Annotated in this window: 21 protein-coding genes, 1 tRNA gene and 1 other RNA gene; 15 read left to right on the top strand and 8 right to left on the bottom strand. The window is 60.1% G+C overall.

Annotated elements, in window-relative coordinates:
• Positions 1-217: 217 nt before the first annotated feature.
• Positions 218-3,892: a methionine synthase gene (metH, locus tag ACVWZJ_RS06880; RefSeq protein WP_457395472.1), complete on the top strand. Its 3,675-nt coding sequence runs from the start codon at positions 218-220 to the stop codon at positions 3,890-3,892.
• 354 nt (positions 3,893-4,246) lie between these two features.
• On the opposite strand, the gene ACVWZJ_RS06875 is transcribed toward metH, so the two are convergent.
• Positions 4,247-5,038, bottom strand: coding sequence for an ABC transporter permease (locus ACVWZJ_RS06875; RefSeq protein ID WP_011433789.1), 792 nt, complete (start codon positions 5,036-5,038; stop codon positions 4,247-4,249).
• Between the two features lie 461 nt (positions 5,039-5,499).
• Here ACVWZJ_RS06875 and ACVWZJ_RS06870 point away from each other — a divergent pair, with 461 nt between their 5' ends.
• On the top strand, positions 5,500-6,264 hold the full coding sequence (locus ACVWZJ_RS06870) for a TIGR03943 family putative permease subunit (protein WP_414407250.1): 765 nt from the start codon (positions 5,500-5,502) through the stop codon (positions 6,262-6,264).
• Positions 6,265-6,274: 10 nt separating this feature from the next.
• On the opposite strand, the gene apcB is transcribed toward ACVWZJ_RS06870, so the two are convergent.
• On the bottom strand, positions 6,275-6,778 hold the full coding sequence (gene apcB, locus ACVWZJ_RS06865) for an allophycocyanin subunit beta (RefSeq protein WP_011433791.1): 504 nt from the start codon (positions 6,776-6,778) through the stop codon (positions 6,275-6,277).
• 239 nt (positions 6,779-7,017) lie between these two features.
• A complete protein-coding gene (gene truB / locus ACVWZJ_RS06860; protein ID WP_457395469.1) occupies positions 7,018-7,935 on the bottom strand; it encodes a tRNA pseudouridine(55) synthase TruB in 918 nt (305 codons plus the stop codon).
• A 77-nt stretch (positions 7,936-8,012) separates the two neighbouring features.
• On the opposite strand from truB, the gene ACVWZJ_RS06855 reads away from it, so the two are divergent.
• Positions 8,013-9,026, top strand: a complete 1,014-nt coding sequence (locus ACVWZJ_RS06855; RefSeq protein ID WP_457395466.1) for a DMT family transporter — start codon at positions 8,013-8,015, stop codon at positions 9,024-9,026.
• A 27-nt stretch (positions 9,027-9,053) separates the two neighbouring features.
• Here the strand turns inward: ACVWZJ_RS06855 and trpS are convergent, their stop codons facing one another.
• A complete protein-coding gene (gene trpS, locus ACVWZJ_RS06850) occupies positions 9,054-10,049 on the bottom strand; it encodes a tryptophan--tRNA ligase (RefSeq protein ID WP_414331708.1) in 996 nt (331 codons plus the stop codon).
• Positions 10,050-10,172: 123 nt separating this feature from the next.
• Between trpS and ACVWZJ_RS06845 the strand changes: the two genes are divergently transcribed.
• From ACVWZJ_RS06845 to gatC, 3 genes are all read left to right on the top strand, one after another.
• Positions 10,173-10,457 (top strand): chlororespiratory reduction protein 7, encoded by a 285-nt coding sequence (locus ACVWZJ_RS06845; protein WP_457395463.1) that lies wholly within the window; start codon positions 10,173-10,175, stop codon positions 10,455-10,457.
• A gap of 193 nt (positions 10,458-10,650) precedes the next feature.
• Entirely contained in the window at positions 10,651-11,172 is a 522-nt protein-coding gene (locus ACVWZJ_RS06840; RefSeq protein WP_414350803.1) for a photosystem I assembly protein Ycf3, read from the top strand.
• A gap of 97 nt (positions 11,173-11,269) precedes the next feature.
• Positions 11,270-11,563 carry an Asp-tRNA(Asn)/Glu-tRNA(Gln) amidotransferase subunit GatC gene (gene gatC / locus ACVWZJ_RS06835; protein WP_414350806.1) on the top strand — a complete coding sequence of 98 codons (294 nt, stop codon included), beginning with the start codon at positions 11,270-11,272 and terminating at the stop codon, positions 11,561-11,563.
• Positions 11,564-11,565: 2 nt separating this feature from the next.
• Here the strand turns inward: gatC and ACVWZJ_RS06830 are convergent.
• Positions 11,566-11,637 (bottom strand) — tRNA-Lys (locus ACVWZJ_RS06830).
• Positions 11,638-11,737: 100 nt separating this feature from the next.
• Between ACVWZJ_RS06830 and ssrA the strand changes: the two genes are divergently transcribed.
• Positions 11,738-12,139: a transfer-messenger RNA gene (gene ssrA, locus ACVWZJ_RS06825) on the top strand.
• Between the two features lie 80 nt (positions 12,140-12,219).
• Here ssrA and ACVWZJ_RS06820 read toward each other — a convergent pair.
• The gene (locus ACVWZJ_RS06820; RefSeq protein ID WP_011433798.1) at positions 12,220-12,858 is read right to left on the bottom strand and encodes a Crp/Fnr family transcriptional regulator; all 639 of its coding nucleotides are present in this window, start codon (positions 12,856-12,858) and stop codon (positions 12,220-12,222) included.
• Between the two features lie 306 nt (positions 12,859-13,164).
• Between ACVWZJ_RS06820 and atpC the strand changes: the two genes are divergently transcribed.
• Positions 13,165-13,578, top strand: coding sequence for an ATP synthase F1 subunit epsilon (atpC, locus tag ACVWZJ_RS06815; protein ID WP_011433800.1), 414 nt, complete (start codon positions 13,165-13,167; stop codon positions 13,576-13,578).
• A 194-nt stretch (positions 13,579-13,772) separates the two neighbouring features.
• Here atpC and ACVWZJ_RS06810 read toward each other — a convergent pair whose 3' ends face one another.
• On the bottom strand, positions 13,773-15,326 hold the full coding sequence (locus ACVWZJ_RS06810; protein WP_011433803.1) for a TolC family protein: 1,554 nt from the start codon (positions 15,324-15,326) through the stop codon (positions 13,773-13,775).
• Positions 15,327-15,915: 589 nt separating this feature from the next.
• Between ACVWZJ_RS06810 and ACVWZJ_RS06805 the strand changes: the two genes are divergently transcribed.
• From ACVWZJ_RS06805 to ACVWZJ_RS06790, 4 genes are all read left to right on the top strand, one after another.
• Entirely contained in the window at positions 15,916-17,280 is a 1,365-nt protein-coding gene (locus ACVWZJ_RS06805) for a hypothetical protein (protein ID WP_457395459.1), read from the top strand.
• 8 nt (positions 17,281-17,288) lie between these two features.
• The gene (gene priA / locus ACVWZJ_RS06800) at positions 17,289-19,727 is read left to right on the top strand and encodes a primosomal protein N' (protein WP_457395456.1); all 2,439 of its coding nucleotides are present in this window, start codon (positions 17,289-17,291) and stop codon (positions 19,725-19,727) included.
• A 112-nt stretch (positions 19,728-19,839) separates the two neighbouring features.
• A complete protein-coding gene (locus ACVWZJ_RS06795; protein WP_011433806.1) occupies positions 19,840-20,211 on the top strand; it encodes a YtxH domain-containing protein in 372 nt (123 codons plus the stop codon).
• On the top strand, positions 20,208-20,756 hold the full coding sequence (locus ACVWZJ_RS06790) for a hypothetical protein (RefSeq protein WP_011433807.1): 549 nt from the start codon (positions 20,208-20,210) through the stop codon (positions 20,754-20,756). The genes ACVWZJ_RS06795 and ACVWZJ_RS06790 overlap by 4 nt, the downstream gene beginning before the upstream one ends.
• On the opposite strand, the gene metG is transcribed toward ACVWZJ_RS06790, so the two are convergent.
• On the bottom strand, positions 20,753-22,309 hold the full coding sequence (gene metG / locus ACVWZJ_RS06785) for a methionine--tRNA ligase (RefSeq protein ID WP_011433808.1): 1,557 nt from the start codon (positions 22,307-22,309) through the stop codon (positions 20,753-20,755). The two genes, ACVWZJ_RS06790 and metG, sit on opposite strands and share 4 nt — an antisense overlap.
• A gap of 88 nt (positions 22,310-22,397) precedes the next feature.
• On the opposite strand from metG, the gene ACVWZJ_RS06780 reads away from it, so the two are divergent.
• The 3 genes from ACVWZJ_RS06780 to ACVWZJ_RS06770 all read left to right on the top strand — a co-directional run bounded on the left by ACVWZJ_RS06780 (position 22,398) and on the right by ACVWZJ_RS06770 (position 25,972).
• Positions 22,398-24,269: an FAD-dependent oxidoreductase gene (locus ACVWZJ_RS06780; RefSeq protein WP_457395453.1), complete on the top strand. Its 1,872-nt coding sequence runs from the start codon at positions 22,398-22,400 to the stop codon at positions 24,267-24,269.
• A gap of 65 nt (positions 24,270-24,334) precedes the next feature.
• The gene (locus tag ACVWZJ_RS06775; RefSeq protein WP_011433810.1) at positions 24,335-24,625 is read left to right on the top strand and encodes a hypothetical protein; all 291 of its coding nucleotides are present in this window, start codon (positions 24,335-24,337) and stop codon (positions 24,623-24,625) included.
• Positions 24,626-24,715: 90 nt separating this feature from the next.
• Complete coding sequence (locus ACVWZJ_RS06770; protein WP_011433811.1) at positions 24,716-25,972, top strand: ATP-binding protein; 1,257 nt, start codon at positions 24,716-24,718, stop codon at positions 25,970-25,972.
• Positions 25,973-26,080: the final 108 nt, after the last annotated feature.

Raw genomic sequence — 26,080 nt, 5'->3', positions numbered from 1 at the left:
AACTGTAGCCGTTCACACCAAAACGTCTTCCCTAAATTAGCCCGACCTGGGGGAAACAGCAACGGGGCAGGCAAAGAAAATGTTAAATTCGCCTCAACAATGGCCAGAATGGAAGCCCTGGCCAGGGATCCATCCTTCGGCCTAGTCCGGGCAAATGGCTCGATGCTAACTTAAATCAGACTCTAGGTCGATGACACCCTGCCTGACTTTGACTTCTATGACCCATCCCTTCCTGCAGCATCTCCAGGAACGTGTGATTGTCTTTGATGGGGCGATGGGATCCTCCCTCCAGGCCCAGAACCTGACGGCAGCGGATTTTGGTGGGCCGGAGCTGGAGGGTTGCAACGAGATGCTGGTGCTGACCAAGCCGGAGGCGGTGGAGCGGGTACACCGCGGCTTTCTGGAAGTGGGGGCCGACGTTGTTGAGACCAATACCTTTGGGGCTACCTCCATCGTTTTGGCCGAGTACGGGATCCCGGAAAAAGCCTACGAGCTGAACGTGGCGGCGGCGCGACTGGCCAAGCGGGTAGCAGCCGAGTTTGCGACGCCGGAAAAGCCCCGTTTTGTGGCCGGCTCCATTGGCCCCACCACCAAGCTGCCCACCCTGGGGCACATCAGCTTTGATGAGATGCGGGCTGCCTACGAGGAGCAGGTGCAGGGGCTAGTTGACGGTGGGGCGGATCTGCTGATCATCGAGACCTGCCAGGACATTTTGCAGACCAAGGCGGCCCTGGTGGCCGTGCAGCAGGAGTTTGCCCGACGCGGGATCCGCCTGCCGGTGGTGGTGTCCCTCACCTTTGAGGTGCAGGGGACAATGCTGGTGGGCACGGAGATCGGGGCGGCCCTGGCCATCCTGGAGCCCTATCCCATCGATGTGCTGGGCCTCAACTGCGCCACCGGCCCAGACAAGATGGTCGAACACATCCGCTATCTGTCCCGCCATTCTCCTTTCCCCATCTCCTGCATCCCCAACGCTGGCCTGCCGGAAAACATCGGCGGCAAAGCCCACTACAAGCTCACCCCGGAGCAGTTGCGCTTCCACCTGGAGCATTTTGTGCGGGATCTGGGGGTAGCGGTGGTGGGAGGGTGTTGCGGCACCCGTCCCGAGCACATCGCCGCCTTGGTGGAAGCCGTGCAGGGGTTGCGGCCCAAACGTCGTAGCATCGAACGGATCCAGGCTGCTGCCTCGATCTACACGCCCCAGCCCTACCTGCAGGACAACTCGTTTTTAATCATCGGCGAGCGCCTCAACGCCAGCGGCTCCAAAAAGATGCGGGAGCTGCTCAACGCCGAAGACTGGGACGGCCTGGTGGCCCTAGCGCGGGAGCAGGTGCGGGAGGGAGCCCACATCCTGGACGTGAATGTGGACTACGTGGGCCGGGATGGCGTGCGGGATATGCGGGAGCTGGTCTCGCGGCTGGTCACCCAAATCCAAATCCCCCTGATGCTGGACTCCACCGATTGGCAAAAGATGGAGGCGGGCCTCAAGGTGGCGGGAGGCAAATGTCTGCTCAACTCCACCAACTACGAGGATGGGGAAGAACGTTTCCTAAAGGTGCTGGAGCTGGCCAAAACCTACGGCGCCGGGGTGGTCATCGGCACCATCGACGAAGAGGGCATGGCCCGCACCGCCGACAAGAAGTTCCAGATTGCCGAGCGCGCCTATCGCCAGGCGGTTGAGTACGGGATCCCGCCCTACGAGATTTTCTTTGACCCTTTGGCCTTGCCCATTTCCACCGGCATCGAGGAAGACCGGGCCAACGGGGCAGCCACCCTGGAGGCCATCCGCCGTATCCGCCAGGCTTTCCCGGAGACCCACATTCTCTTGGGCATTTCCAACATCTCCTTTGGGCTCTCGCCGGCAGCCCGCGTGGTGTTGAACTCGGTGTTTTTGCACGAGTGCCGCGAGGCCGGCCTGGATGCCGCTATCGTCAGTGCCGCCAAGATCCTGCCCCTGAACAAGATCCCCGCAGAGCAGCAGCAGGTGTGTCGGGATCTGATCTGGGATCGGCGGCAGTTTAACGCCGTTCGCGTTAGCGGGACGGAGTCCTCGGGCATTTGCACCTACGATCCCCTGGCGCGGCTGACGGAGCTGTTTGCGGGCGTTTCCGGGAAGGAACTGCGCTCTGGCGGATCTTTTGCAGATTTACCCCTGGAGGAGCGGCTGCGGCGGCACATCATCGACGGCGAGCGGATTGGCCTGGAAGAAACCTTGGCAGAGGCGCTGCAGAACTATCCTCCCCTGGAGATCATCAACACCTTTTTGCTGGATGGCATGAAGGAGGTGGGGGAGCTCTTCGGCGCTGGCAAAATGCAACTGCCCTTTGTGCTGCAATCGGCAGAGACCATGAAAGCGGCGGTGAAATACCTGGAGCCCTTCATGGAAAAGGTGGGAGGGGAAGTGTGCAAAGGCACTCTTTTGATTGCCACCGTCAAGGGGGATGTCCACGATATTGGCAAAAACTTGGTGGACATCATCCTCACCAACAACGGCTACAGGGTAATTAACTTGGGCATCAAGCAGCCGGTGGAAAACATCATCGAAGCCTATGAAAAGAGCAAGGCCGACTGCATTGCCATGAGCGGCCTGTTGGTAAAATCCACCGCCTTTATGAAGGAGAACTTGGAGGTGTTTAACGAGCGGGGCATCACGGTTCCCGTCATTTTGGGAGGGGCTGCCCTCACCCGCCGCTTTGTGGAAGAAGACTGCCGCCAGACCTACAAAGGCCAGGTGATCTATGGCCGCGACGCCTTTACTGATCTGAACTTTATGGATCGGCTGATGCAGGCCAAAGCTGCCGGACGCTGGGACGACCGGCTGGGTTTTCTGGATGACTTGGAGCAGGGATCCCCCTCTGCCAATGGCCAGAAAGAGGCTTCTTGGGTTCCAGAGGAAACGGATCCCAGCCTGCCCCCTGCGGAGACCACCGTGGGAGCTGCTCCCGCCCTCACCCTCTCCGAGTCCCAAGACACCCGCCGCTCTGAAGCCGTTGCCCTGGAGACCGAGCGACCCATCCCGCCTTTCTGGGGATCCAAACTTCTCGCCTCGGATCAGATCCCCTGGCCGGAAGTCTTCTTCTACATCGACAAGCAGGCCCTGGTGGCCGGACAATGGCAGATTCGCAAGCCCCGCGACCAGTCGGCGGAGGAGTTTGCCGAGTTTATCGCCACCCAGGTGGAGCCGGTGATCGAGCGCTGGAAAGAGCGGATCCTGGCAGAAGATCTGCTGCACCCCCAAGTGGTCTACGGCTATTTCCCGGCGCAGGCGGAAGGAAATACTCTAATCCTGTTCGACCCGGCCAGCTTCCCGGAGCTGTTTGCCCTGGAGCCAGGCTCCACCACCTATTTCCAACTGCCGACGGTCGAGCGGCCCCAGCTTTCTCCCCAGGTGCGGGAATTGGCCCGCTTCACCTTCCCCCGCCAAAAGAGCGGCCACCGCTACTGTATCGCCGACTTCTTCGCCGCTCGCTCCACTGGCCTAGTAGATGTCTTCCCCATGCAGGCGGTCACGGTAGGGGCAGAAGCCACCGCCTATGCCCAGCGCCTCTTTGCCGAGGGCCAGTACACCGACTACCTGTATTTCCACGGCCTGGCTGTGACCCTGGCGGAAGCCCTGGCGGAATGGTGCCATGCCCGCATCCGGCGGGAGCTGGGGTTCGGCCACGAAGATAGCCCCGACATCCGCAAGATCCTGCACCAGGGCTATCGGGGATCCCGCTACAGCTTCGGCTATCCCGCCTGCCCCAACATCGCCGACCAACGGGTTCTGCTGCAGGTGCTCCAGGCCGAGCGCATTGGCCTCACCATGGACGAAAGCGATCAATTGGATCCGGAACAGTCCACCACCGCCATCGTTGCTTACCATCCGGCAGCCCGCTACTTCAACACTTAGGCTTAGCTTGTCGGGGTGTGGGGGTAGCTAAGCCCCGCACTGTACTCGTAGAGTCAGTGTCGGGATACAGATACCCCCACATGGTGTATGATGGGAGTACTTGCACAAAACGGCTTTTGCCGGAATCTGGTGCAACTACGCGGTAGGGCATTCCGTGTCTGCTCGTGGAGGGTTCTTGCGTAGGCTCCCCGTTCGCGTCAGCGGTGCGTAGCACTTTGAAGCGAGAAGCCCACGCTGTACCCGTAGGGTCAGCGATGGGAGTATGTCACGCCCTCATCTCCAACCTCTCTCAGGGGGAGAGGGGGAACTGTCGAGAACGGCTAGCGGGATCCCAGGCGGGAGCGGCTGTTCGCGTCAGCGGTGCGGAGCACTCCGCAGGGGGAAGCCCACGACCAAGATCAAGGTAACCAGAATGATCAAGGTGGAGAGGGCATTGATTTCCGGGGTAACTCCTCGTCGCGCCGTGCTGTAGATCAAAATTGGCAAGGTCAGGCTCTCCGGCCCACTGGTAAAAAAGGAGATGACAAAATCATCTATCGAAAGGGTAAAAGCCAGCAAAGCGGCAGCTTGGATCCCTGGCATGGCCAAGGGCAAGGTGACATAGCGTAGCTTTTGCCAGGTGTTTGCATAGAGGTCATAGGCTGCTTCTTCCAGGGCGGGATCCAAAAGTTGGAGACGGCTGCGCACCACAATAGCCACAAAAGCAATCTGAAACGTAATGTGGGCCAAGATCATCGTCCCCAAGCCCAGCTCAAAGAGGCCCGTGTAAAAGCGCACAAACTGGTAGAATAGCAGCAGCGCGATGGCCATCACAATATCGGGGACGATCACCGGCAACAGCATCAGCCCCTGCAGGATCTTTTTACCGGGGAAGCGATAGCGATACAGCCCATAGCCCAGCAGGGATCCCAGCAGCGTGCTGACCAGCGTGCTGACCAACGCCAGGACGAGGGTATTTTGCGTGGCCTGCCAGACCAGGGCATTCTGAAACAGGGAAAGGTACCAATCGAAGGTAAAACCTGTCCACGCCAGGCCAAAGCGGGCTCGGTTAAAGGAGTAGACGGCGATCAGCAGAATTGGCAGGTAGAGAAAGCCATAGATGGCATAGCTGACTCCCCGCAGCCAGGTGGGTATCCTTGCCAACATTCGCGTGTGCTATCTCAGTTGCGTCTATCCCACTGTAGAGCAGGCTGCCAAAATTGCAGCAACTCCCTAGGCTTTATACATCAGCCTGCAACCCTGTCTATCACGCCAAAGTCCGTTATCAATGGGATATCAATGTGAGGTTATCTGTGGCTGGATTTGTTGAATTGATGATGGGATCCCTGAAGCTGTAAAGACGGCAATCAAAGAACGTGAGCCAAACGAAATGTTTTGCTGTTCGCGTTAGGGGGACGGAGTCCTTGCCTTATTCGGGCAACCCGATACCTGTGACTGGGAAATTGGCAGCACAGGCATTCCCCAACGCCGGCAGTGGGCACTTCCGCGAGGATTGCTAAACTTAGGCTCGGAGTGGTGTGAAAAAGCTGCAACCCATGCCCAAAAGCAGTTCTGGTCGTCTTCGAGAAAAACAAAATCCAGAGGAACCGCACGCGAAAACCAAGGGTATGTCTCGGCCTGTCGGTCGCGTCAGCGGGACGGAGTCCAAACCGTTGCGGTGGGGCAATACAGCCTACTGGGAGGCGGTTGGGTTGATGTTGCTAGGGATCCTGCTGATCGTTTATCGCTGGCGGGGCACCCTGCTGATGTTGATCAATCCCGGCTATGTGAATGTGGCGTTGTTGGCTGGGCTGTGTCTGTTGGGCTTGGGGATTGGCCGTTGGCGAGGAGCCAAAGTTGCCTCTTCTGAAGTCCATGCCTCACTATTGGGGCCGCGGCTGGGCGCAGGACTGTTGATCCTGACGGCCCTGCTGGGGTTTTGGGTCGAGCCACGACCACTCTCCAGCCAAACTGCCCTCAACCGAGGGGTATCTCCCTATCTGGGGGTATCTCGTAGCCAGCCGCAGGCTTTTCGCCCCAAGCTCGACCCCCGTCAGCGAACTCTGCTGGACTGGGTGCGCACCTTGGATGTTTACCCGGATCCCTACACCTATGAAGACCAGCCGGTGCGGGTGCAGGGGTTCGTCATTCCTGACGAGCGACCCGACCACTTTGTTATTGCTCGGTTTTTGGTTAGCTGCTGTGCTGCCGATGCTTACCCCGTGGGCTTGCCGGTGCGCTGGCCAGAGGCAGAGCAGTTAACTGCCGACAGTTGGCTGCGTCTGGAGGGGCGCATGGCCGTGGAGCAGCGGGATGGCCAATCTCAGTTGGTAATCGCTGCCGAGCAGGTGGAGCCGATACCGGTGCCGGCCAATCCCTACGCCGACGAGTGAGAGTAGGCGCTCAGATATCGGTTTCGCTCAGCTTAGCGCTCAGGTAATCGAAGGGCTCGGCCACAAAGCTATAGTCTTCGCCGGAGCCAAGCAGCTCCAGGGTGCGGGTTTTCATGTTTTGGATCCCAATCACCGTCGGGGCGATGGGCACACCGAGGGAGTTGTAGGTCTCCCGCAAGCCCGCCAACACCCGCTCATCCAGAATACTGTTATCGGCAGCCACCAGCGCGTAAGAAGCGTAGCGCAAGAAGTAGTCCATATCCCGCAAACAGGTGGCATAGCGGCGGGTGGTGTAGGCGTTGCCTCCCGGACGAATGAGATCTGGCACCTGGGCGAACATGGCCGCAGCAGCCGTTTTGACGATATCCACTGAGTTGAGATTGATCACGTTCACGGCCTTGATGCGCCGCAGCCCCGAGTCATAAAAAGCCTTGAGCGCATCCATTGCCTCCCGATCCAAGTAGCGGCCCGTCAGGTCGTAGGTTTTGATCAGCGTGGTTACGGCATCCCGCATATCCCCAGCTCCATTCTTGTGACTTTATTTTGTAAAGTAGCTTGAGATGAAAAAATGAGAAGAGATTTTGCCGGACAACATCCAAAGGTCAACCTTGGAAAATCGAGCCAGAGCCCGGCAACGGCGACGCTTCAGGCTCCCCTTCGCCCTCAGAAGTTTAGCATGCAGGGGTTTCTTTCCCGCTTCCCCCTGAGACAATGGCAAATGTTGTTACGAAAATGTAACTTTTCTGCAACACTCTAGGGATCCGGCGACAACACCCGCAGCGGCTTGAGCTGACCTGCCTGACCGTACCCCAAGCCCAAAAACTTGCCCTCCTCATCCAGCACCCGCAAAGTAGGGGCACCGATAATGGGCCGGTCGAGGGGAATGGCCTGACCCTGCAGCCACTGCTTCGCTTCGGCGGAAGAGAGCTGTACCGCACCCCAATCGGCAAATCCCCACTCAATGGGCAGCAGGGCAGCAGCGGGATCCGCGGATCCCTGCCATTTCTCCAGGGGCAGGCTTTCTGCGATGCGAAAGGGGCCACTTTGCAGCCGTCGCAGCCGGCTCATCAGCCCTCCACAGCCCAATTTTTCCCCCACATCGCGGGCAAGGGCACGGATATAAGTGCCGGGGCCACAGGCAATTTCTAGATCCACTTCCGGAAAGTCTCCGGCTCGCCAGCCCAGGATGCGCAGTTGCCGAATGACCACCCGTCGGGGTTCCAACTGGAGTTCCGCAGCCTCCACGCCGGCACGGGCCAACTGGTAGAGCTTTTTCCCCTGCCGCTTAAGGGCGCTGTAGAGGGGCGGCACCTGCCAGATCTCGCCGGTAAACTCCCGCAAGCACTGCTCCACCTGCTCGCGACTCAACCCAGGACAAGGGGATCCCAACCGGATCTGCCCTTCAGCATCGTCGGTGTCGCTACGCTGTCCAAATCGGAAGGTTGCTTGATACACCTTATCCCCCGACAAAAACGACAAAAAGCGTGTTGCCCGTCCCACCGCAATCGGCAAAACCCCCGTTGCCGCCGGATCCAAGGTGCCCCCATGCCCCACCTTGCGGGTGCGCAAGACCTGCCGCACCACTGCCACACAGTCGTGGGAGGTGAGCCCCGCCGGCTTGTCCAGGTTGAGAAAGCCCTCCAGGGATCCCATGCCAGGCATAATATGCATCAACAGTTAAGATTTGTAACTGAGCTGCCCCAGCGCTTAACATGGGGTTAACTTCCGTCTCCAAGTTTGAAGCACCTATGGCTCAGTCTGACCTGTTCTTTCAGCCTATCTGGCAACGCCTCCTGATGATTGCCCCCTTTTTCCTGTGGGGCTCGGCGATGGTGGTGATGCGAGATGCCCTCTCCGAGACCACCCCCCTCTTCATTGCCATTCTGCGGTTGCTGCCGGCAGGGATCCTGGTTCTGGCCTTTCGGCTCTGGCAGGGGCGGGGTTCTGCGTCTCACGCCTGGCATCCCAGAGGGCTGCGCGGCTGGCTATGGGTGTTGGCGTTTGCGCTGGTGGATGGCACATGTTTTCAGGGATTTTTGGCCCAAGGGCTGAAAGAGACAGGGGCGGGCCTGGGATCCGTGCTCATTGACTCGCAGCCGCTGGCGGTGGCTCTGATGGCCACCTGGTTTTACCGCGAGCGGATGGGATCCCTAGGCTGGCTGAGCCTGGGGCTGGGGGTTTTCGGCATTGGCCTCATCGGCCTATCCGGCGAGGGATCCCTGCAGTTGGGGGCCGGCGTCGTTTGGATGTTGATGGCCTCCCTGTCGATGGCCATCGGCACCGTGATGATGCCCAAGGTGGCGGAGGTGGCGGATCCGGTGCTGGCGACGGGCTGGCACATGGTGTTGGGCAGCCTGCCCTTGATCCTGCTGTCGGGACTGACGGAGACTCAGCAATGGCAACACCTGAGCGGGATCCACTGGCTGGGCCTCCTCTACGCTTCGGTGATGGGGAGCGCCTTGGCCTATGCCCTCTTCTTCTATTTCGCCTCCCAGGAAAACCTCACCGAGTTCAGCTCCCTGACCTTCCTCACCCCCATCTTTGCCCTGCTGTTTGGCAGCACCTTTCTGGGGGAATCGCTGACGCGGCTGCAATGGCTGGGAGTGGGCATCACTCTGGTCTGTGTGTACTTGATTAACCACCGGCAAGAATGGCAGGAGCGCCTCCACCTGGGCTGGAAAGGGATCCTCTCGGAGCTGGGTTTAGACTGGCTGGTGAGCGCCTTCAGCACCGTCGAGATCCGCGATGGCAACCCCGACTGATCCCATCAAAGCTTGGGCAGGGATCCCTTAGGGGGGCAAGAACCCCATGGCCTCTCTCACCCTTTGTAGCGTTTGCTCGGCGATGGCCCGGGCCTTAGCGGCATTCTCCCGAATCAGAACGAGCAGGTGGTCGGGGTTGCTCCACAGTTCCCGGTAGCGCTGCTGAATGGGCTCCAGGGCAGCGATGATGCTGTCGGCAAGGAGGGGCTTGAACTGCCCCCACCCCATCTCGGCACACTCAGCCGCCACCACCTCCTTGCTTTTGCCGGAGGTGAGCATGTAAATCGTCAACAAATTGTGGGCTTCGGGACGAGCCGGATCGTCAAAAGTAATGCCCCGAATGGGGTCGGTCTTGCATTTTTGGATCTTCTTGCGGATGGTATCTGGGTCATCCAGCAGATGGATACGGCTGAAATCCGAGGGATCCGACTTGGACATCTTGCGCGTACCATCGGTCAAGCTCATTACCCGCGCCCCCTCCGGACGAATCAGGGCCTCCGGGATCAGAAACACCTCTCCAAAACGGTCATTGAAGCGGCGAGCGATGTCCCGACACAGCTCAATATGCTGCCGCTGATCCTCCCCCACCGGCACATACTTGGGTTGGTAGAGCAAAATATCCGCCGCCTGCAAAATCGGGTAGCTGAACAAGCCAACGCTGGTCTCCTCTCCCTGTTTTTCTTTCTTCTCCTTGTATTGGATCATGCGCTCCGCCCAGTTCATGGGGGTGATGGTGTTGAACAGCCAGGCCAGCTCCGTATGGGCAGGCACGTGGGACTGGACGAATAGCACGCAATGCTCCAGGCTGAGACCGCAGGCCAAATAAAGGGCAAACAGCGAACGGGTACGCTCCCTCAGCAGCTTGGGATCCTGAGGGACGGTGATGGCGTGTTGATCGACGATGCAAAAAAAGTTCTCGTAGTGCTCCTGCTCGGCCACCCAATTCTTAATCGCCCCCAAGTAATTGCCCAAATGCAGTTCGCCAGAGGGCTGAATGCCAGAAAGGGTGCGCGGCTTGGCCATAGGGAAAGCAGATCTCAAACGCCAACAAGACGGAGGACAAGAGCAAGGAAAGTCTTTTTCAGGATATCAAGAGAGGCGCAACCCGTTGGTTCATGATGGAAAAAAGACGCCCAACCCCACACCATGTTAGACTCAGAACCCGAACTGTTACGTGCTGCCAACCACTATGTGCTGCTGATCCCGGGCTTGCCGGAGCAATTTCTCAGCCCTGAGGAATTGCAGGAGTTTCTCGTGCGGCTGTTGCAGGAACATCCCCACCTGGTGGATGCAGATCTGGCCCGCTATCCCACCCCTCAAGCGCAGGCACAGCGGCTGATCGACACCGCCTGTGAGCTCGAGGTTTGCCCCGGCGAAACCGTGCAGTGGCATCCTGTGCGCCTGAGCAAGCGCTCCTCGACACGGTCTTAACAGGCTCGGAAGTTCCTTGGCCAAGCCGTTTGCAGCCTCGTTGCAGCAGCGTTGCAGTTCCCCTCCCGCAGGCATAGCAAAAACCTCACCAGAGGTGGGGCGGGCAGTACGGGGTTGTGTTTCGGATCCCGCCTTGGGCGTGATACAACGCAAGAGTAGAGATCCTTAGTCCTAAACTTAAAAGGGGTCAGCCATGCCGCGCAGCATGAAGAACGACAACTTCATTGACAAGACCTTCACCGTCATGGCCGATCTAATTCTGAAACTGCTGCCAGGGGTGAGTTCCGAGGAAAAGAAAGCCTTTGCCTACTACCGGGATGGCATGGCCGCTCAGAGCGAAGGAGAATACGCCGAGGCCCTAGAAAACTACAGAGAAGCCCTCGCCCTCGAGCAAGGGGAAGAAGACCGCAGCTACATTCTCTACAACATGGGCCTGATCTACCAGAGCAACGGCGAGCTTGACAAAGCCCTCGACCACTACCACCAAGCTCTGGAGTTAAACCCAAGACTTTGCTCTGCCCTGAACAACATTGCCGTATTGCTGCACCACAAGGGCGAGCTGAGCCTGCAAGCCGGGGATGAGGAAACAGCAGAGGCCCTGTTCAACGAGGCTGCCCAGTACTGGATTCGGGCCATTCGCATTGCCCCCAACAACTACATCGAGGCCCAAAACTGGCTGAAAACCACCGGGCGCGCCAACCTGGAGGTGTACTGAGCTTTCCTGCAGAAGGACTCCGTTCCGCTAACGCGAACGGTTGATCTCGGCTACCCTGGGCTAAGTCAAGTCGATAATCTGGGAGCCGGAGGAGAGGATGCTGAAACGGGAAGAAGTCCAACATGTTGCTCACTTGGCTCGTCTGGAGCTGACCGAGGAGGAAGAGATCCAGTTCACAGAGCAGCTAGCAGACATCTTGGCCTATGTGGAGCAACTGAAGGAGCTGGACACGGAGGGGGTAGAGCCCACCTTTCACGTCCTGGACATGGAACTGCCCACCCGCCCCGATGAAGTCGAGCCCTACCCGGATATCGAAGGGATCCTGGCCAACGCCCCTGACCGGGCAGACATGTTCTTCAAGGTGCCCCGCATTTTGGAAGGGGAAGACTGACATGGGTCGGCAGGGATTCGAACCCTGGGCCAATCGGTTAAAAGCCGAGTGCTCTACCGCTGAGCTACCGACCCAAGTTTGCAGCTTTGTCATATTAGCAAAGCTTCTGTCACATTCGCAAAGGTTCTGGCCGTATCCCCAAAAATCTTGCTATGCTGGACTCAAGTCAACCCTGGGGCTGTAACGGTTTCGACGGGGTGGCGAACATGGGTTCATGAGGCAGGTCGGGATTGAGCTTATCCCGTTACCACCAGGCTCAAAAAAGTACGTGCGAACAACGTCGTACCCTTTGCTCGTAAAGCAGCTGCTTTGGCTGCCTAAGGCTCAGTAACCGAAAACTTACTCTGAGCTCGAGGATCTGCTCACGACCCCGTTAAGTGGGCGGATCACAACCCCAACGGGTGCAGCTCTCTACTCTGGCTCCGTCGAGGGAGAGACCAAGATTAGGCGGAGAACTCCCATCGCTGGGATCCAAACGGCGATCCCCGCCTCGAGGGTCAAAGAGGCTAAACCTGTGAATGAGTGATCCCTCAGTACCCATCTCGGACACGGGTTCGACTCCCGTCAGCTCCATCTCCCAGCAGTTAACTACGAGTCAAAAACTGCCAGCTTTCAGCCATGCCCTAGGAGCAGATCCTGCTCAGTTTCTAAAGGTTTTACGGAGCGTGGGCGAGTTTGATGACAAGGTGCCGGTTTTTGTCCACCGCAACCCAGCCCTGCTGGCGAAAGCGGTTTAGGAGACGGGTAATGGTGACTCGGGTAGTGCCGATGGCATTGGCCAAGTCCTGGTGGGTAAGGCGCACTTGCAGGCGCACCCCTGTTGCAACCGGGGATCCCAGCTCCACAGCCAAAAGGGAGAGCAACTGGCGCAGCCGATCCTCTACCCGCCGCCGTCCGGCCAAGGCGAGCAATGCTTCGGTTTGGCGCAGCCGACGCACCACCTGCTTGAGCAGCCCTTGACTCAGGATCTCTGAGGCTTCCACCTCTGCTGCCGGCAGCCGCAGCACATCAACTGCCGTCAAAGCCTTAGCTTGGTAGGGATCCAGCATCGTCAGCGGGGATCCCAGGGGCATGGAGGGGCCGGCAAACCCCAACAACGCCTCACCGCCATTGGGATAGAGGGTGGTCAACTGTACCACGCCCCGACAGACGATCACCCATTCCTCAGGAAACAGAGGGATAACCTGGCCAGGAGTGTAGGGGGATAAACTGCGGCTGCGGTAGAGGTCTTCCAGCAGTTGGCGCTCCCGTGTGGACAGGCCGGCAGCAAAATGGCTAGGCATCGCTTCAGGCATAGGCTGGCTCCGCTAGGAAAACTGGGCGCACCAGTCGTTGGGCTCCCCCTTGCAAACCAACAGCAATGGGCTGGCCGTCAATGCTGAGGTTGGGGCATGAGATAAGTGTTCCCGACAACACCTTAGCGCTTGCCTCCCAGTCTGAAGTAAAGGCAAGGTTATGTCCAGGTTAAGTGTAGCTGCCCCGAGAGAATAAAGACAAAAGGGGAACCAGGCAAAGCTGCAGGGATCCTAATCCGCTAGGATCGAAACCAGGGTGCTCCGCACCGTCGACGCGAAAGTGCTCAAGCTTTCAGGAGATCTGTCGTGACGCTGATGGTTCGTGTGATTACCCCCGACCGCACGGTTTGGGATGCCCCCAGCGAGGAAGTGATCCTCCCTGCCACTTCGGGCCAATTGGGCATTCTCACTGGGCACGCCCCCCTCTTGACCGCCATCGGCAATGGCGTTATGCGGGTCAAAGCCGATGGAAAGTGGTTGGCCATTGCGGTCATGGGCGGATTTGCAGAAGTCGAAAATAACGAGGTAACCGTCCTGGTCAACCGAGCAGAGCGGGGTGAAAAAGTGGATAAGGCAGCGGCTCAGGCCCTCTTGGACGAAGCAAGCAAAGTTTTGAATACCAGCAGCGACAAGCAAGAGCGCTTGCAAGCCAAGTTGGATCAACAGCGAGCCAGGGCCTTGATCCAAGCTGCCGAGATGGGCAGCAAGACTGGAAGCTGACCCTGTCCCGGCGCGGGATCTGCAGATGGAGCTAAATGTCCTTTTCGCGCCAGCGGCGCGGAGCGCTTTGCATCAGCATGAGTGCGGGAGTATGTCACAACAGCTCAAGTTGGAATAGAACTGTTTCGTCGCGGTATCCATAGCACCCCTCTCCTTTTGGAAGAAGGGCTGGGAGTGAGGGAGAAAGGCTCAAGTCAAAGGCTGCCAATGGCCCGTTTCAGTTGTACCAGGGCGCGATTGTAGGCGATTACAGCATTGGAAAGGTTGCCACGGGCAGTGGTGAGGGCAGCTTCAGCATTGATCACCTCCGTTTGGGTGCCCACCCCCGCTTGCAGGCGCAGCCGGGCCAAGCGCAGGCTCTCTTCTGCTGAGGCAATTGCCACTTTGGCCGAGTCGATCTGTTCGCGGCTGGAGCTGAGGGTCAGGAAGGCTTCTTCCACCCCCCGCTGGATTTCATTGCGGGTGCCGACGAAGTTGCTCACGGCCACCTGTCCATCGATCTGGGCTTGGCGGGCTTGGGCAGCCGCTTCTCCTCCATCGAACCAAGTCAAGCTGAAATTGGCTCCCACCGAATAGCCAACATCAAAACTGTTGCGGCTGGCGTTGAAATCGTTAACGGCATCGAGGCTGGCGAATAAGCCAATTCGGGGGCCATTGCGGGCCTGTGCCAGGCGCAGGCGGCTTTGGGCCTGCTCCAATTCTCGGCGTCGGCGCTCCAATTCCTGTCGTTGGGCAAAGGCAGCAATGATGGTCTCTTCCAGGCTGAGATCCCACTCTCCCATCGGCTCAATGCGGTCGCTGGCCAACACGTCGGTGGGGCTGGGAAAATTCAGCAGTTCGGCCAGGCGGCGGCGATTCAGTTGCTGGGTGTTCTGGGCCACCAGCAAGGTTTGTCGATTGTTGGCCAATTCCGTCTCTGCCTGGAGAATCTCAAAGCGGGTACCCAGCCCGGCCCGTTCTCGGGCTTGAGCATCCCGCAGGGTGGCTTCGGAACTTTCGACGGCAGCTTGGCTGATGGCAACCCTGGCATCTGCGCTTTGCAGATCGTAGTAGGCATTGGCCACAGCTTGTTTGACCGTCTGCAGCGTTTGCTCCAGCTGCAGTTGGGCGATGCGCAGCGCTTCTTGGGCCAGCTTCAGGTTTTGCTCCCTGAGGCCACTGTCAAAAGCGGTATACTCCACCCGCACCACACTGGCCGAGAGGGTATGGGATTCGCGCCTTGGCCCACCACCCGGAGAGGGAGCCTCACTGTACTGGTAGTTGGCACGGCTGGAGAGGGTGGGAGCAAAGGCAGCTTGAGCCAGGGCTACCCCGGCCTCGGCCCGCTCGACGGCCAGTCTGGCCTGCTGCACAGCCGGGTTCTGGGCAACGGCGATCTCCAGAGCTTCTTCCAAAGACAAGCCCTCCCTGCGCTCAATGCGCACCTGCAAGGGGGATTGGGGCACCACCAATTCTTCAGCCGTCAAAGCCCCCTTTAGAGTCAGGTCAGCCGCAGGGGTGGAGTCAGCAGGGTTGGGGGGAATCGATAGGGTGGGGGGGGGTGGGGGGGTGAGGATTTCGCGGCTGTTGGGCAGAGCAGAGGCAGCGGAGCTGGGAGCTTCTGGCTGAGCAAGAGCAGGGACAGCCCAGAGCAGGCTCAACAGTAGGCCACAGGGGGCAGAACAGGCAAGGTTCAACTGGGATCCCGCCGAGTTTGTCTGCCGTTGAGGAAGTTGAAGCGGATCCCTGGCTCCATTTTGCATCGCCATCGTGCGGTCATTCTCAACATCACCCCTAGCAGTATCGCAAAATGAAGGACAAAGATAAGACGGTTTTCCGCAGGCTCGCTGGCTGCCCTGTTCGGGCCAGTGGAAGCGAGTCCTCGCATTTGCCCCTGCAACGATGAGGCCGACCTGCGTCTGCCAGGAGCTCCGAGCACGGGCGGGACTCCTCTACACTCAGCAGAGACGCTTGGATTGAGACCGAGTCGATTTAGATTTAGACTCAGTTTAGAATGGTGGGGCCATCTGTCCGTGATGGCGGGGGTGGGTGTTGTGGGTGATGAAAGGGGGCAAGGTGGCAGACTCTCAGAGCACGCCCAAGCAAGGGGAGACCTCTTCCGGTCGGGATCGGGCCTCGCGGCCGAAAAAAAGTAAGCCAAGCCCTTCTGCCCAGTCCGGGGATTTGGGAACCTCAGAAGCAAGAGCGCGGCCAAAACAGGCCGATAGCACTCCGCGCCGTGCGGAGCAGCAGGAGATTTTACAAGATCACCCTTCTGGCTTGAACCCGCCCAAAAATCTCTCTATACTGCAGGGAACTTTATCATTTGCTCCCGCTTCTTCATCTCTCCTTCAATCTATGCGTGCTCCTTCCTCAGGCGACTTGGATCCCATCCTTTCAGAGACTCATGCGGGCTGTTCAGCATCCGAGCCGGATCCCAGCACGGAGCGCCATTTGGCCCTGAGGCAGCAACAGCCCTTGGAGAGCCGTCTGCTCAAAGCCGAAGCCGAGCTCCAAGAGCGGCGAGTTCTTCAGGAACAACTGCAGGCTTTGCACCAGAAGGTGGCCGAACAAGAGAAGGCGCTGCAGGAGCGGGAGCATCTCTTGCAACAGTTGCAGCAGACTTTGGCGGCTCAGAAAGTCCAGATCTCGGATCAGGAAGCTCAGCTTGCTGCTCGGCAACGCTTAAATGAACGGCAGCGGCAGGATATCGAGGCCCTGCAGGAGCAGATTGAGCAGCTACGCTTGGCCCACGCTCAGGAGCGCCGTCAATGGGAACAGCGCCAGCAGGAGCTGCAGGCCTCTCTGCTGGAAGCCCAGGATGTGGCGGAAAAGCGGGTGGAAATGCTGCAACGCTTTAAGGCAGAGCTTTCTCTGGCCCGCACTCAAATTGCCGAAACTCAGGCGGAGCTGAGCAGCCTGCGGGCTTTGTACAGCGACCAACAGGCAGCCTGGCAGGAGCAACGGGAACACCTCGAGGCCCGTTTGGCGGGCTATGCCGAGACGGAAGCCGAGGCCGAGCAGCGCTGGCGGGAACAACGGCAAGAGCTAGAAGCAGCCCTGGCCGAAGCCCAAGCTCAATTGGCGGCTTTGCAAGCTCAGCAGGAGCATCTGCGCCAGGGATCCCTGGCGCAGCAACAGCTTCAACAGCAGTGGCAGGCCCAGGCCGAAGCGCTGCAAGTGGCCCTCTCTCAAGCCCAGGCGGAAGTTACCCGTTGGCAGCAAGAGCACCGCCATCTGCAGGAACAGTACGCCCAAGCCCAGCAGCATCTCTCCGCCATGGAGCGGCAGTTGCAGGCTGCCTTGGAGCAGTTGGCCGCCCAACCCGACTGGCAGCCACAGTTGCGCTCTGCGCAGGCAACCATTCTCCATCTGCAAGAAGAAATTGCAACCTTGTCCACGCAACTGGAGAAGCAAGCAGAGCAGATCAAAGCCCTGCAAGGGGAGCGTGCTGCCCTGTGGGAAGAAAACCGCTCTCTCCGAGAAAAATACGAGCAGCAGCAGATGCATGTGCTGAGCTTGAAGGCGGCTTTGGAACGCAAAGGCTTGGATGTCCCACCTCGGGCCGATACCTCCAGCGCCCTCACGCGAACAGAGTCCCTTGGCCAGGCTCTGTCTCCAACCCCTGCTGCCAAGCCTACAATTCAGCCCCTGGCCCAACCTCTACCGTCTCGGGCAAGCAAGCGGGCGGTCGATCTGCCGAGGTTTCTGCCCCGTCCGTGAGGGATCCCGTGTTGCAGCCTGTTCCTCCCCGCTGGCTGGAAGTGTGGGTGGATCATCCCCATTTGGGGGGTTGCTTTACCTATCGTGTGCCAGAGGGATCCGCGCCAGAAGCGGGCGACCTGCTCAGCGTGCCCTTTGGTCGGCAAATGGCGGGGGCGGTGGCCTTGGGTTGGCGCTCCGAGCTGCCGGCAGGGGTGGATCCGCAGTCGGTGCGGGAGATCGAGGCGGTGGTGGCCAAAGGGATCCTGCCCAAAGAATTCTGGCCCCTGCTGCAGCGGGTGGCCGACTATTACCTCACCCCTCTGGCTCAGGTGGTGCGCACGGTATTGCCCCCCGGCTTGCTCAGCCGTTCTCAGCGGCGTGTCCGCTTGCTCAGGCTCCCTGCCGAAGGGGAGGAATGTTCGCCGGCTGCCCAAACCCTGCTGCAGCTGCTTCAGGCCAAAGGGGGAGAGCTGTCTTGGCGCTATGTGCAACAGCAGGTGCCCACTGCCGCCCTCGCCCTGCGGGAACTGCAGCGACGGGGTTGGGTGGAGAGCTTTTGGCAGGAGCAACAGGGGGGCAGGGTGAGGACCCAACTGGCCGCCAGTCTGGCCGACGACTCCCCAGAGGGGCTGAGCCTCCCTCAGCAGAAGGCGCTGCAGATCCTCAAGCAGAAGGGGGGAGAGCTGCTGCTCGCCGAGTGGGAGCGCCTGGCAGGAGTGAGCCGAGCGGTTCTGCAGGGGTTGGCCCGCAAAGGCCGTGTCCACCTCTACGAGCGCCCACTGCTGCGGCTGGGAGATGCCAGCCTGCCGGGGTGGCGGGATCCGCCCAGGCCCTTGACGGCCGCCCAGGCCCAGGCGGTAGAGGCGATCCGGCAAGCTTTGGGCCGGTTCCAGCGGTTTTTACTGCACGGGGTCACCGGTTCTGGGAAAACGGAAGTGTACCTGCAGGTGATCGCCCAGGTGCTGCAGCAAGGACGGTCGGCGCTGGTGCTGGTGCCCGAGATCGGCCTTACCCCGCAACTGATGGATCGGTTTCGGGCGCGGCTGGGATCCCAGGTGTGGGCCTACCACAGCGGCCTCTCGGAAGGCGAGCGCTACGACACCTGGCGGCAGATGCTGTCCTCCACCCCCCAAGTGGTGATCGGCACCCGCTCGGCGGTGTTTGCCCCCTTGTCCAAGCTGGGCCTGATCGTCTTGGACGAAGAGCACGACGACAGCTTCAAGCAGGATCAGCCCCAGCCCTGCTACCACGCCCGTCAGGTGGCCGAGTGGCGGGCCGAGCTGGCCGGTTGTCCCCTGGTCCTGGGCAGTGCAACCCCAGCGGTGGAAACCTATGCCGCCCATCTGCAGGATCCGCAGCGGTGGATCCGGCTGGCCCTGCCGCAGCGCATCCCCCAAGCTGGGATCCCGGCCACCCTGCCCCAACTGGAGCTGGTGGACATGCGCCAGGAGCTCCAAGCCGGCAACCGCAGCATCCTCAGCCGCCGTCTACACCAGGCCCTGCAGCAGACGCTGGACAGAGGGGAACAGGCCATTCTCTTTGTCCCCCGCCGCGGCCACAGCACCTTCGTCTTGTGCCGTAGCTGCGGGTTTGTCCTCACCTGCGAGCATTGTGATGTTTCTCTCACCTTTCACCTGGCCCATCTCGGCGGACAAGAACTGCGCTGCCACTACTGCGGCGCCCGCCAACCCCATCCGCAGCGCTGCCCCGCCTGTGGATCCCCCTACCTGAAGCACTTCGGCACCGGCACCCAAAAAGTGGTGGAAGTGTTGCACCAGCATTGGCCGCAGCTCTCGATTTTGCGCTACGACAGCGACGCCACCCGCCGCAAGGGATCCCATCGCGATTTGCTGGAGCAGTTTCGCAGCGGCAAGGCCCAGGTGCTGGTGGGCACGCAAATGCTCACCAAAGGGCTGGACATACCCCAGGTAACCTTGGTGGGCGTGATGGCCGCCGATGGGCTGTTGCACCAAGCCGACTATCGCGCCGGCGAGCGCAGCTTTCAACTGCTCACCCAGGTGGCAGGGCGCTCGGGCCGGGGATCCCTGCCAGGACAGGCGATTATCCAGACCTATCTGCCGGAGCACCCGATTTTGAGGGCGGTACTGGCCCAAAATTACGAGGGCTTCTTGCAGGCAGAACTGCAACAACGGCGAGAGGGGGGCTATCCTCCCCACCGAGCTTTGATTTTGATCCGCTTGAGCAGCACCCGCCTGGAAGCCCTGGAGCGTTATTGCCATCGGGTGGCCGAACGCCTACAGGGGATCCCAGCAGAGGTGTTGGGGCCGGGGCCGGCCCAGGTGGAGCGGGTTGCCGGACGCTACCGCTGGCAGATCCTGTTGAAGCAGCTTCCCGACCAAGGTTGGGATCGCCCGAAGCTGGCTGCGCAGATCCAGGCCGCCATTGGCCATCCCCCCCAAGGGATCCGCGTCAGCATAGATGTGGATCCCCTGCGGATTCTCTAGGAACAGTTGACCCGGCGCGCGGCAAGCCCGCCGATCCCGCGAGATCTTCCCGCGAGATCTTAAGGTAGTCTGGTTTCGGGGCCACCCGTATCCAACTCAACTCTGGCAAAGCATGGCTGAAAACCGGACTGGCGCGTTTATTGGTGGGCTGTTGCTGGGAACTGCTGTGGGCACCGCCATTGGCCTGCTCTTGGCTCCCCGCAGCGGACGGGAGACGCGGCGACTGCTGAAGAAATCGGCAGAGGCCCTGCCAGAGGTGGCAGAAGATGTGACCAGCAGTCTGCAATATCAATCGGAAAAGTTGTTCGACGCTGCCCAACGCAGTTTGGATGAGGCTCTGCTGCGGCTGCAGCAGGCAGTGGCGGTGGGCAAAGAAGCCATGTTGCAGAAGCGAAGGGAGCTGCTCCAAGCCCAGAACTCGCGTCCCTTTGGCGGGGAAGAAGCTGACCTAGAAGCTCGGGATGGGGAGGAGGCGGCGGGATGAACGACCCGGTCTTTTGGCTCGGCCTCTCGGTAGGCCTGGTAGCAGTGGGCATTTTGGCAGTGATCCTGACCCTACTACCTGCCGTCATTCAACTGGGTCGAGCTGCCCAGAGCGTGGAGCGCTTTTTCGACACGCTGCTGCGGGAATTGCCGCCCACGCTGGAGGCCCTGCGCCTGACCAGCCTGGAAGTGAGCGAGATTGCCGACAGCCTCGACGAAGGGGTGAAAGGGGCTGGGCAAGTGGTGAAGCAGGTCAACCGCTCCATCGAAGGAGCACGCACCCAAGCCCAGGGCGCCCAAGTCAATATCCGCAGCTTTTGGGCAGGGGTACGGGCAGCCTGGCAGACGCTGTCCGGCGAAGTGCCCCCCACCACTGGCGCGATTCACAACCCGCGGCTGCGCCCATCCGACCCATCCAACCGTTCTTTCTCCGCTGCTTCATCAACACTTCCCCTGGGAGGTGACCGCCCTTTTGCCGGCGGAGCCACACCAGAGGGATCCCAAGCCGCTGCCCAATCTTCCCGACCGGACATCGCCAATCCCTAGGCGTTCCTCAGGATCTTCTGAAAGACAGGCGTAGGAGGCTGGGGCTCTTGCCCGGGGGGAAGCTGGCCCCAAGTCGCATCGGGATCCCAGCGCAGTTGCAGGGTGTCGGCGAGGGAGAACCCCAGCTGCTGCAGGATCTTGAGGCTGAGAGCGGGAATGAGGGGGGAGAGCAGGACTGCCACCCAGCGCACACTTTCCAAAACGGCGTAGAGAATCTGGGCCACCCGTTCGTTTTGCCCTTGCTTGTGCAGCGTCCAAGGAGCCTGCTCATCAAGGTATTTGTTGCTGGCCTGGGCTAAGCTGAGGGCTTTGCGGGCAGCAGAGCTGGGATCCAGCCGCTCGTAGGCGTCGGCCACTGCCGGGGCAAGGCGCTCGGCCAGGGTTTTGAGGGGGTGATCTGCAGGGATCCCGACGGCGGGAACGCGGTAGTCGGATTGATATTTCCTGAGCATGTTGAGGGTGCGGTTGAGCAGATTGCCCAGGTCGTTGGCCAGATCGGCGTTGAGCACGTCAACGAAGCGGCCCTCGCTGAAATCGCCATCCTTGCCCAGCTCGATTTCCGTCAGAAAGTAGTAGCGCACGGCATCGGCGCCGTATTGCTGCACCAGCTCAAAGGGATCCACCGTGTTCCCCAAGCTTTTGCTCATCTTGAGGCCATCTTTGGTGAGAAAGCCGTGGCCAAACACCTGCTTGGGCAGGGGCAGACCTGCGGACATGAGCATGGCCGGCCAGTAAATGGCGTGGAAGCGGACAATATCCTTGCCCACCAGGTGGACATCCGCAGGCCAGTAGCGGCGTAGGGCATTTGCCAAGGTGGGCTCGTCGTCAGGATCCAGAGCGGCACTGATGTAGTTGATCAGGGCGTCAAACCAGACGTAGAGGGTTTGGCCGGGATCCGCCGGAAAAGGGATCCCCCAGGAGACACTAGGGCGAGAGATGGAAAAGTCCCGCAGGCCCTGCTTGACAAAGTTAATCACCTCATTGCGGCGGCTTTCTGGTTGGATAAACTCCGGGTGCTCCGCATACAGGGCCTCCAGCTTTTCTTGGTAGCGGGAGAGGCGAAAGAAGTAGTTTTCCTCGTCTTTCCACTCCACCTTCTTGGTGGGGTGCAGGGGGCAAAATCCTCCCTCCAGCAGCTCGGCCTCGTCTTTGAACTCTTCGCAGGCCACACAGTACCAACCCTGCTGCCGGCCAATGAAAATATCTCCCTGATCCCAGACCCGCTGAAAAAACTCCCGCACAATGGCTTTGTGGCGAGGGTTGGTGGTGCGGATAAAGCGGTCGTAGCGGATGTCTAGCAACTGCCAAAGCTGGGCAAACTGAGCCGCAATCTCGTCACAGTGCTGCTGAGGGGGAATGCCGCGCTCTTCGGCGGTACGCTGGATCTTCTGGCCGTGCTCGTCGGTTCCCGTCACCATCAGCACATCCTTGCCCCGCAGGCGGTGGTAACGGGCGATGGCATCCGCCACTAGGGTGGTGTAGGCGCTGCCAATATGGGGGGCAGCGTTGACGTAGTAGATGGGGGTGGTGATGACAAAGGTGGAATCCGGCATGAGCATCCGCAAGGCTTTCTCCCATGATAGAGGTTGCCGGAAAGTCCAAAAGGCCAAGCCAGAGCGTGGGTGGGGAGAGGCTCATTCGATGAAACTTCAGGTTAACCTTCCGGGGTGGAGCAGGGTAGCCTTGGGAGCAGGGATCCTGGGCGCCGGAGCGGCTCTGGCCCAGCCCTTGCCGGAAACCCGCATCCCCTGTGAGATCTTCATTGCCGGGGGTGGGCTGGGGGGGGTGGCGGCGGCCTATGACGCGCTGCAACTGGGCCGGCAGGTGTGCATGACGGAGATCACCGATTGGATCGGGGGGCAGGTGAGCGCCCAGGGAGTCTCCGCTTTGGACGAGCGACCCCTGCAACGAGAAAATGACATCTTCCCCAAAGGCTACAGCGAGTTTCGCCGGCGGGTACGGGAAAAATACGGCGGGGATCCCAATCCGGGCAAATGCTGGGTGAGCGTGCTCTGCTTTTCCCCGCAGGTGGGCCACCAGGTGATTCGGGAGATGTTGGATCCCTATCTGCAGTCGGGGCAGTTGCGGCTATTTACGGAGACGGTGGTCAAAGACTTGGAGATTGCGGATTACCAAATCCGCAGCGTGCAGGCCATCCGCAACATCCCCAAACACGCCAGCGTCCAGCCAGAGAATCGAGGGGATCTCTCCAGCTACTTTCTCGATTTTTATCGTCTAGAACCCACCGAGGACTGGGACAAGGAGATCCTGCGCTTTGAGCCGCCGCCAGAACGCCAAGACAAAACCCTGCCCTGGGTGGTGATCGACGCTACTGAAACCGGCGAGCTGCTGCCCTTGGCGCGGGTGCCCTACCGCCTGGGAACTGATGGCCAAAGCCGCTGGGAACCCAGCTCCAAGCCCTATGTGGATCCCTACTGTACCCAGGGCTTCACCTACACCTTTGTCATGGAGCGCTTCCCCGTGCCGCAGGTGCCGGTCAAGCCGGAGTTCTACAACGATCCCCTGCACGGCCCCTACTACAGTTACGAACACCCTCGCTTCAACTTTGCGCTGATCTTCACCTACCGCCGCATCCGGGGGCAGGTGTTCGGCTTTGGGGAAGAGGCCATTCGGGTGGGGGATCAGTCAATGCAAAACTGGACTTGGGGCAACGACTGGCGCATCACAGGGCCGGATAAGAATTTCATCCTCACCCACGAGCAACTGCAGGCCTCAGGCCAACTGCAGCCGGGCGGCTGGATGGGGGGCTTGCGGGTGGAAGCCCTGCGGCGAGCTGAGCAGCATGCTAAGGGCTTTTTCTACTGGCTGGTGGCGGGAAGGACGGATTTTCTCCTGCAACAGGAGGATCCCAACTTTCAAAAAGACTTCTACTTGCGCTATGCCTACCTACGGGGGCCCAATACCCCCATGGGAACTGCCAGCGGCCTCTCCAAGTACCCTTATATCCGCGAGTCGCGGCGCATCATTGGTCGGCCCAGCCTCTCCTACCCAGAAGGATTTACCATCTACGAGTCGGACATCACCACACGGGAATCGGAGCTAAACCGCGGGCGGCCCTTCATCTTCTACGACTCGGTGGGGGTGGGCCAGTACCCCATCGACTTTCACGATTGCCTGCTGCCGGGTTTTTCCCCGCCCCCCAGCAACAACAAAGACGCGCAGGCCCCCAGCTACCCTTACCAGATCCCCCTGCGGGCGCTGATCCCCCAGCGCATTGACAATCTGCTAGCCGGCAACAAAAATATCGCCACCAGCCGCATTGCCAGTGCCTCCTACCGGGTGCATCCGGTGGAATGGGCCATTGGCACCGCCGCCGGCCACGCGGCCCACTTTGCCCTAGAACGGGATCTGATCCCGGCAGAGATCGTGGAGGAGCCGCTTTTGGATTTGCGGCTGTTGCCGGCTCTCCAGGCCCAAATCCAGAGCTTGGGCAACCCCATTCAATTTCCTGGCACCACCATTACCGCCACCGATTGGGCCCAATCCCGCTAGCCTAGAAAGGCAGGGTTGGGAGTTGACCGGTGGATCCCGTTGGGGTTGGACTTGTGGGCTGGGAGATGCTTCGCCCCTCTTTATGGGCCGCCACGGCTCTGTGGGGCTTGGGACTGATGTGGGGGTTTTCGCCGCTGCATCAAAAGCTGCAGGAGAGCTGGGAAAAGCAATTGCTATGGGATCCCAGTGGAGCTTTGGCTTCCTTGCTGAGCACCCTTCCCTTTTTGCTGGCAGCAGGCTTGGTGGTAGCCCTGACGGAGATCTCCTTGGGCAAAAGCTGGGCCGTCTCCTGCGGCCTGATCGCCTGCGTCGGCGGAGGCCTCTATGAACTGGGCCGGCGGGACAATGCCAGGTAACTCAAGCGCTCCGTGTTGTTAACGCAACTACCCCCAGTCTCCTCCCCTAGGGAGCGGATAAGCAACGCCAAGTTAGAGCGGCTTCAAGCGATGACCCCCCTCCAAGAAGCAGCAGAAGCAGCGGCCAAGCTGCTGGTATTCCGGGACATCTGCACCCACCCCCTAGCCCTAGCCTGGCAGGAGCTAATCCAGCAGTTGATGAGTGGGGATCCCCTGCCGTGCTGGAGGGCCTACGGGCGCTGGTTTGAGCTTTTGGCCCGGCAGGGCCTGAGCTGGCGGCAATGGCTGATCCGGGAGATCCGCTGGGCCGATAACCCCTTTGCCCGTGCAGCGCTGCAGCCCCAAGGGATCCCAGAGCCTCTTATGCAGGCGGCCCGCCACGACCTGCGCTGTCTGCAAACCCTAGCGGACAGTCAGGAGACCATTGCCGAGCAGATGCAGGCGTTGGGGTTGGGGATCCCCTGGCCCGATGGGGAAACCGATAGCGCTGGCTGGGATCCCCGCTCTTTTGCCGATTGGGGCCAGAGCTTGGAGACCTTAATTGCCCACTACCGCCAAAGGGGGGTAGGGCTCTGTGGTCGCTACTGGGCCTTTCGCTGGGGGCCAGCAGGGCTAGAAGGGATCCCTGCTCCCGATCTGTCTGACTGGGAGGAGATCTACGGCTACGAACGGCAGAAACAGCAGTTGGCGGCCAACACCGAAGCCCTGCTGCGGGGGGATCCGGCTTTGCATGTGTTGCTCTACGGGGCGCGGGGCACCGGCAAGTCTTCTCTGGTGAAGGCCTTGTTGCGCCGCTACGGCCTGCAGGGGCTGCGCCTATTGGAGCTGAGGCGAACAGACTTGATTCAGTTGCCGGAGATTTTGGCAGAGCTGCGGGCGCAGGTGTTGCCTTTCATCTTGTTTGTGGACGATCTCTCCTTTGAGGCAGAGGAAACCGAGTTCAAGCAGCTCAAGGTGCTCCTGGAGGGGGATCTCGTTGCGCCGCCCCCCAACGTGCGCCTTTATGCCACCAGCAACCGCCGCCATCTCATCCGCGAGTTTTTTGGCGATCGTCCCAATCCCCAAGATCAAGAAGTCCACGCCTGGGATACGGTCCAGGAAAAGCTGTCGCTGCGGGATCGCTTCGGCCTCACCCTCACCTTCACCCCCTTCACCCAGGGAGATTACCTGGCAACCGTAGAACACTTGGCCCAGCGGCTGGGTTTCACCCAATCTCTGGATGCCCTGCGCCGCCAGGCCTTAATCTGGGCCCAACAGCAAAACGGCTTTTCCGGTCGCACTGCCCGCCAGTTCTTGGATGCCGTTCGGGCAGGGCTGGTGAAAGGCAACGATGGACTTCCGAGCTAGAGGTGGTGACTATTCCAAACTGATACATTTACGCTGAACACTGCTGAACATCACTGTTCAACTATGCAGCGATAGCATTCTGTTTGTTTCCATTCGCGTTAGCGGGAC

The organism is Thermostichus sp. OS-CIW-29, from assembly GCF_054058195.1.
This window is presented reverse-complemented; position numbering and strand designations above follow the sequence as displayed.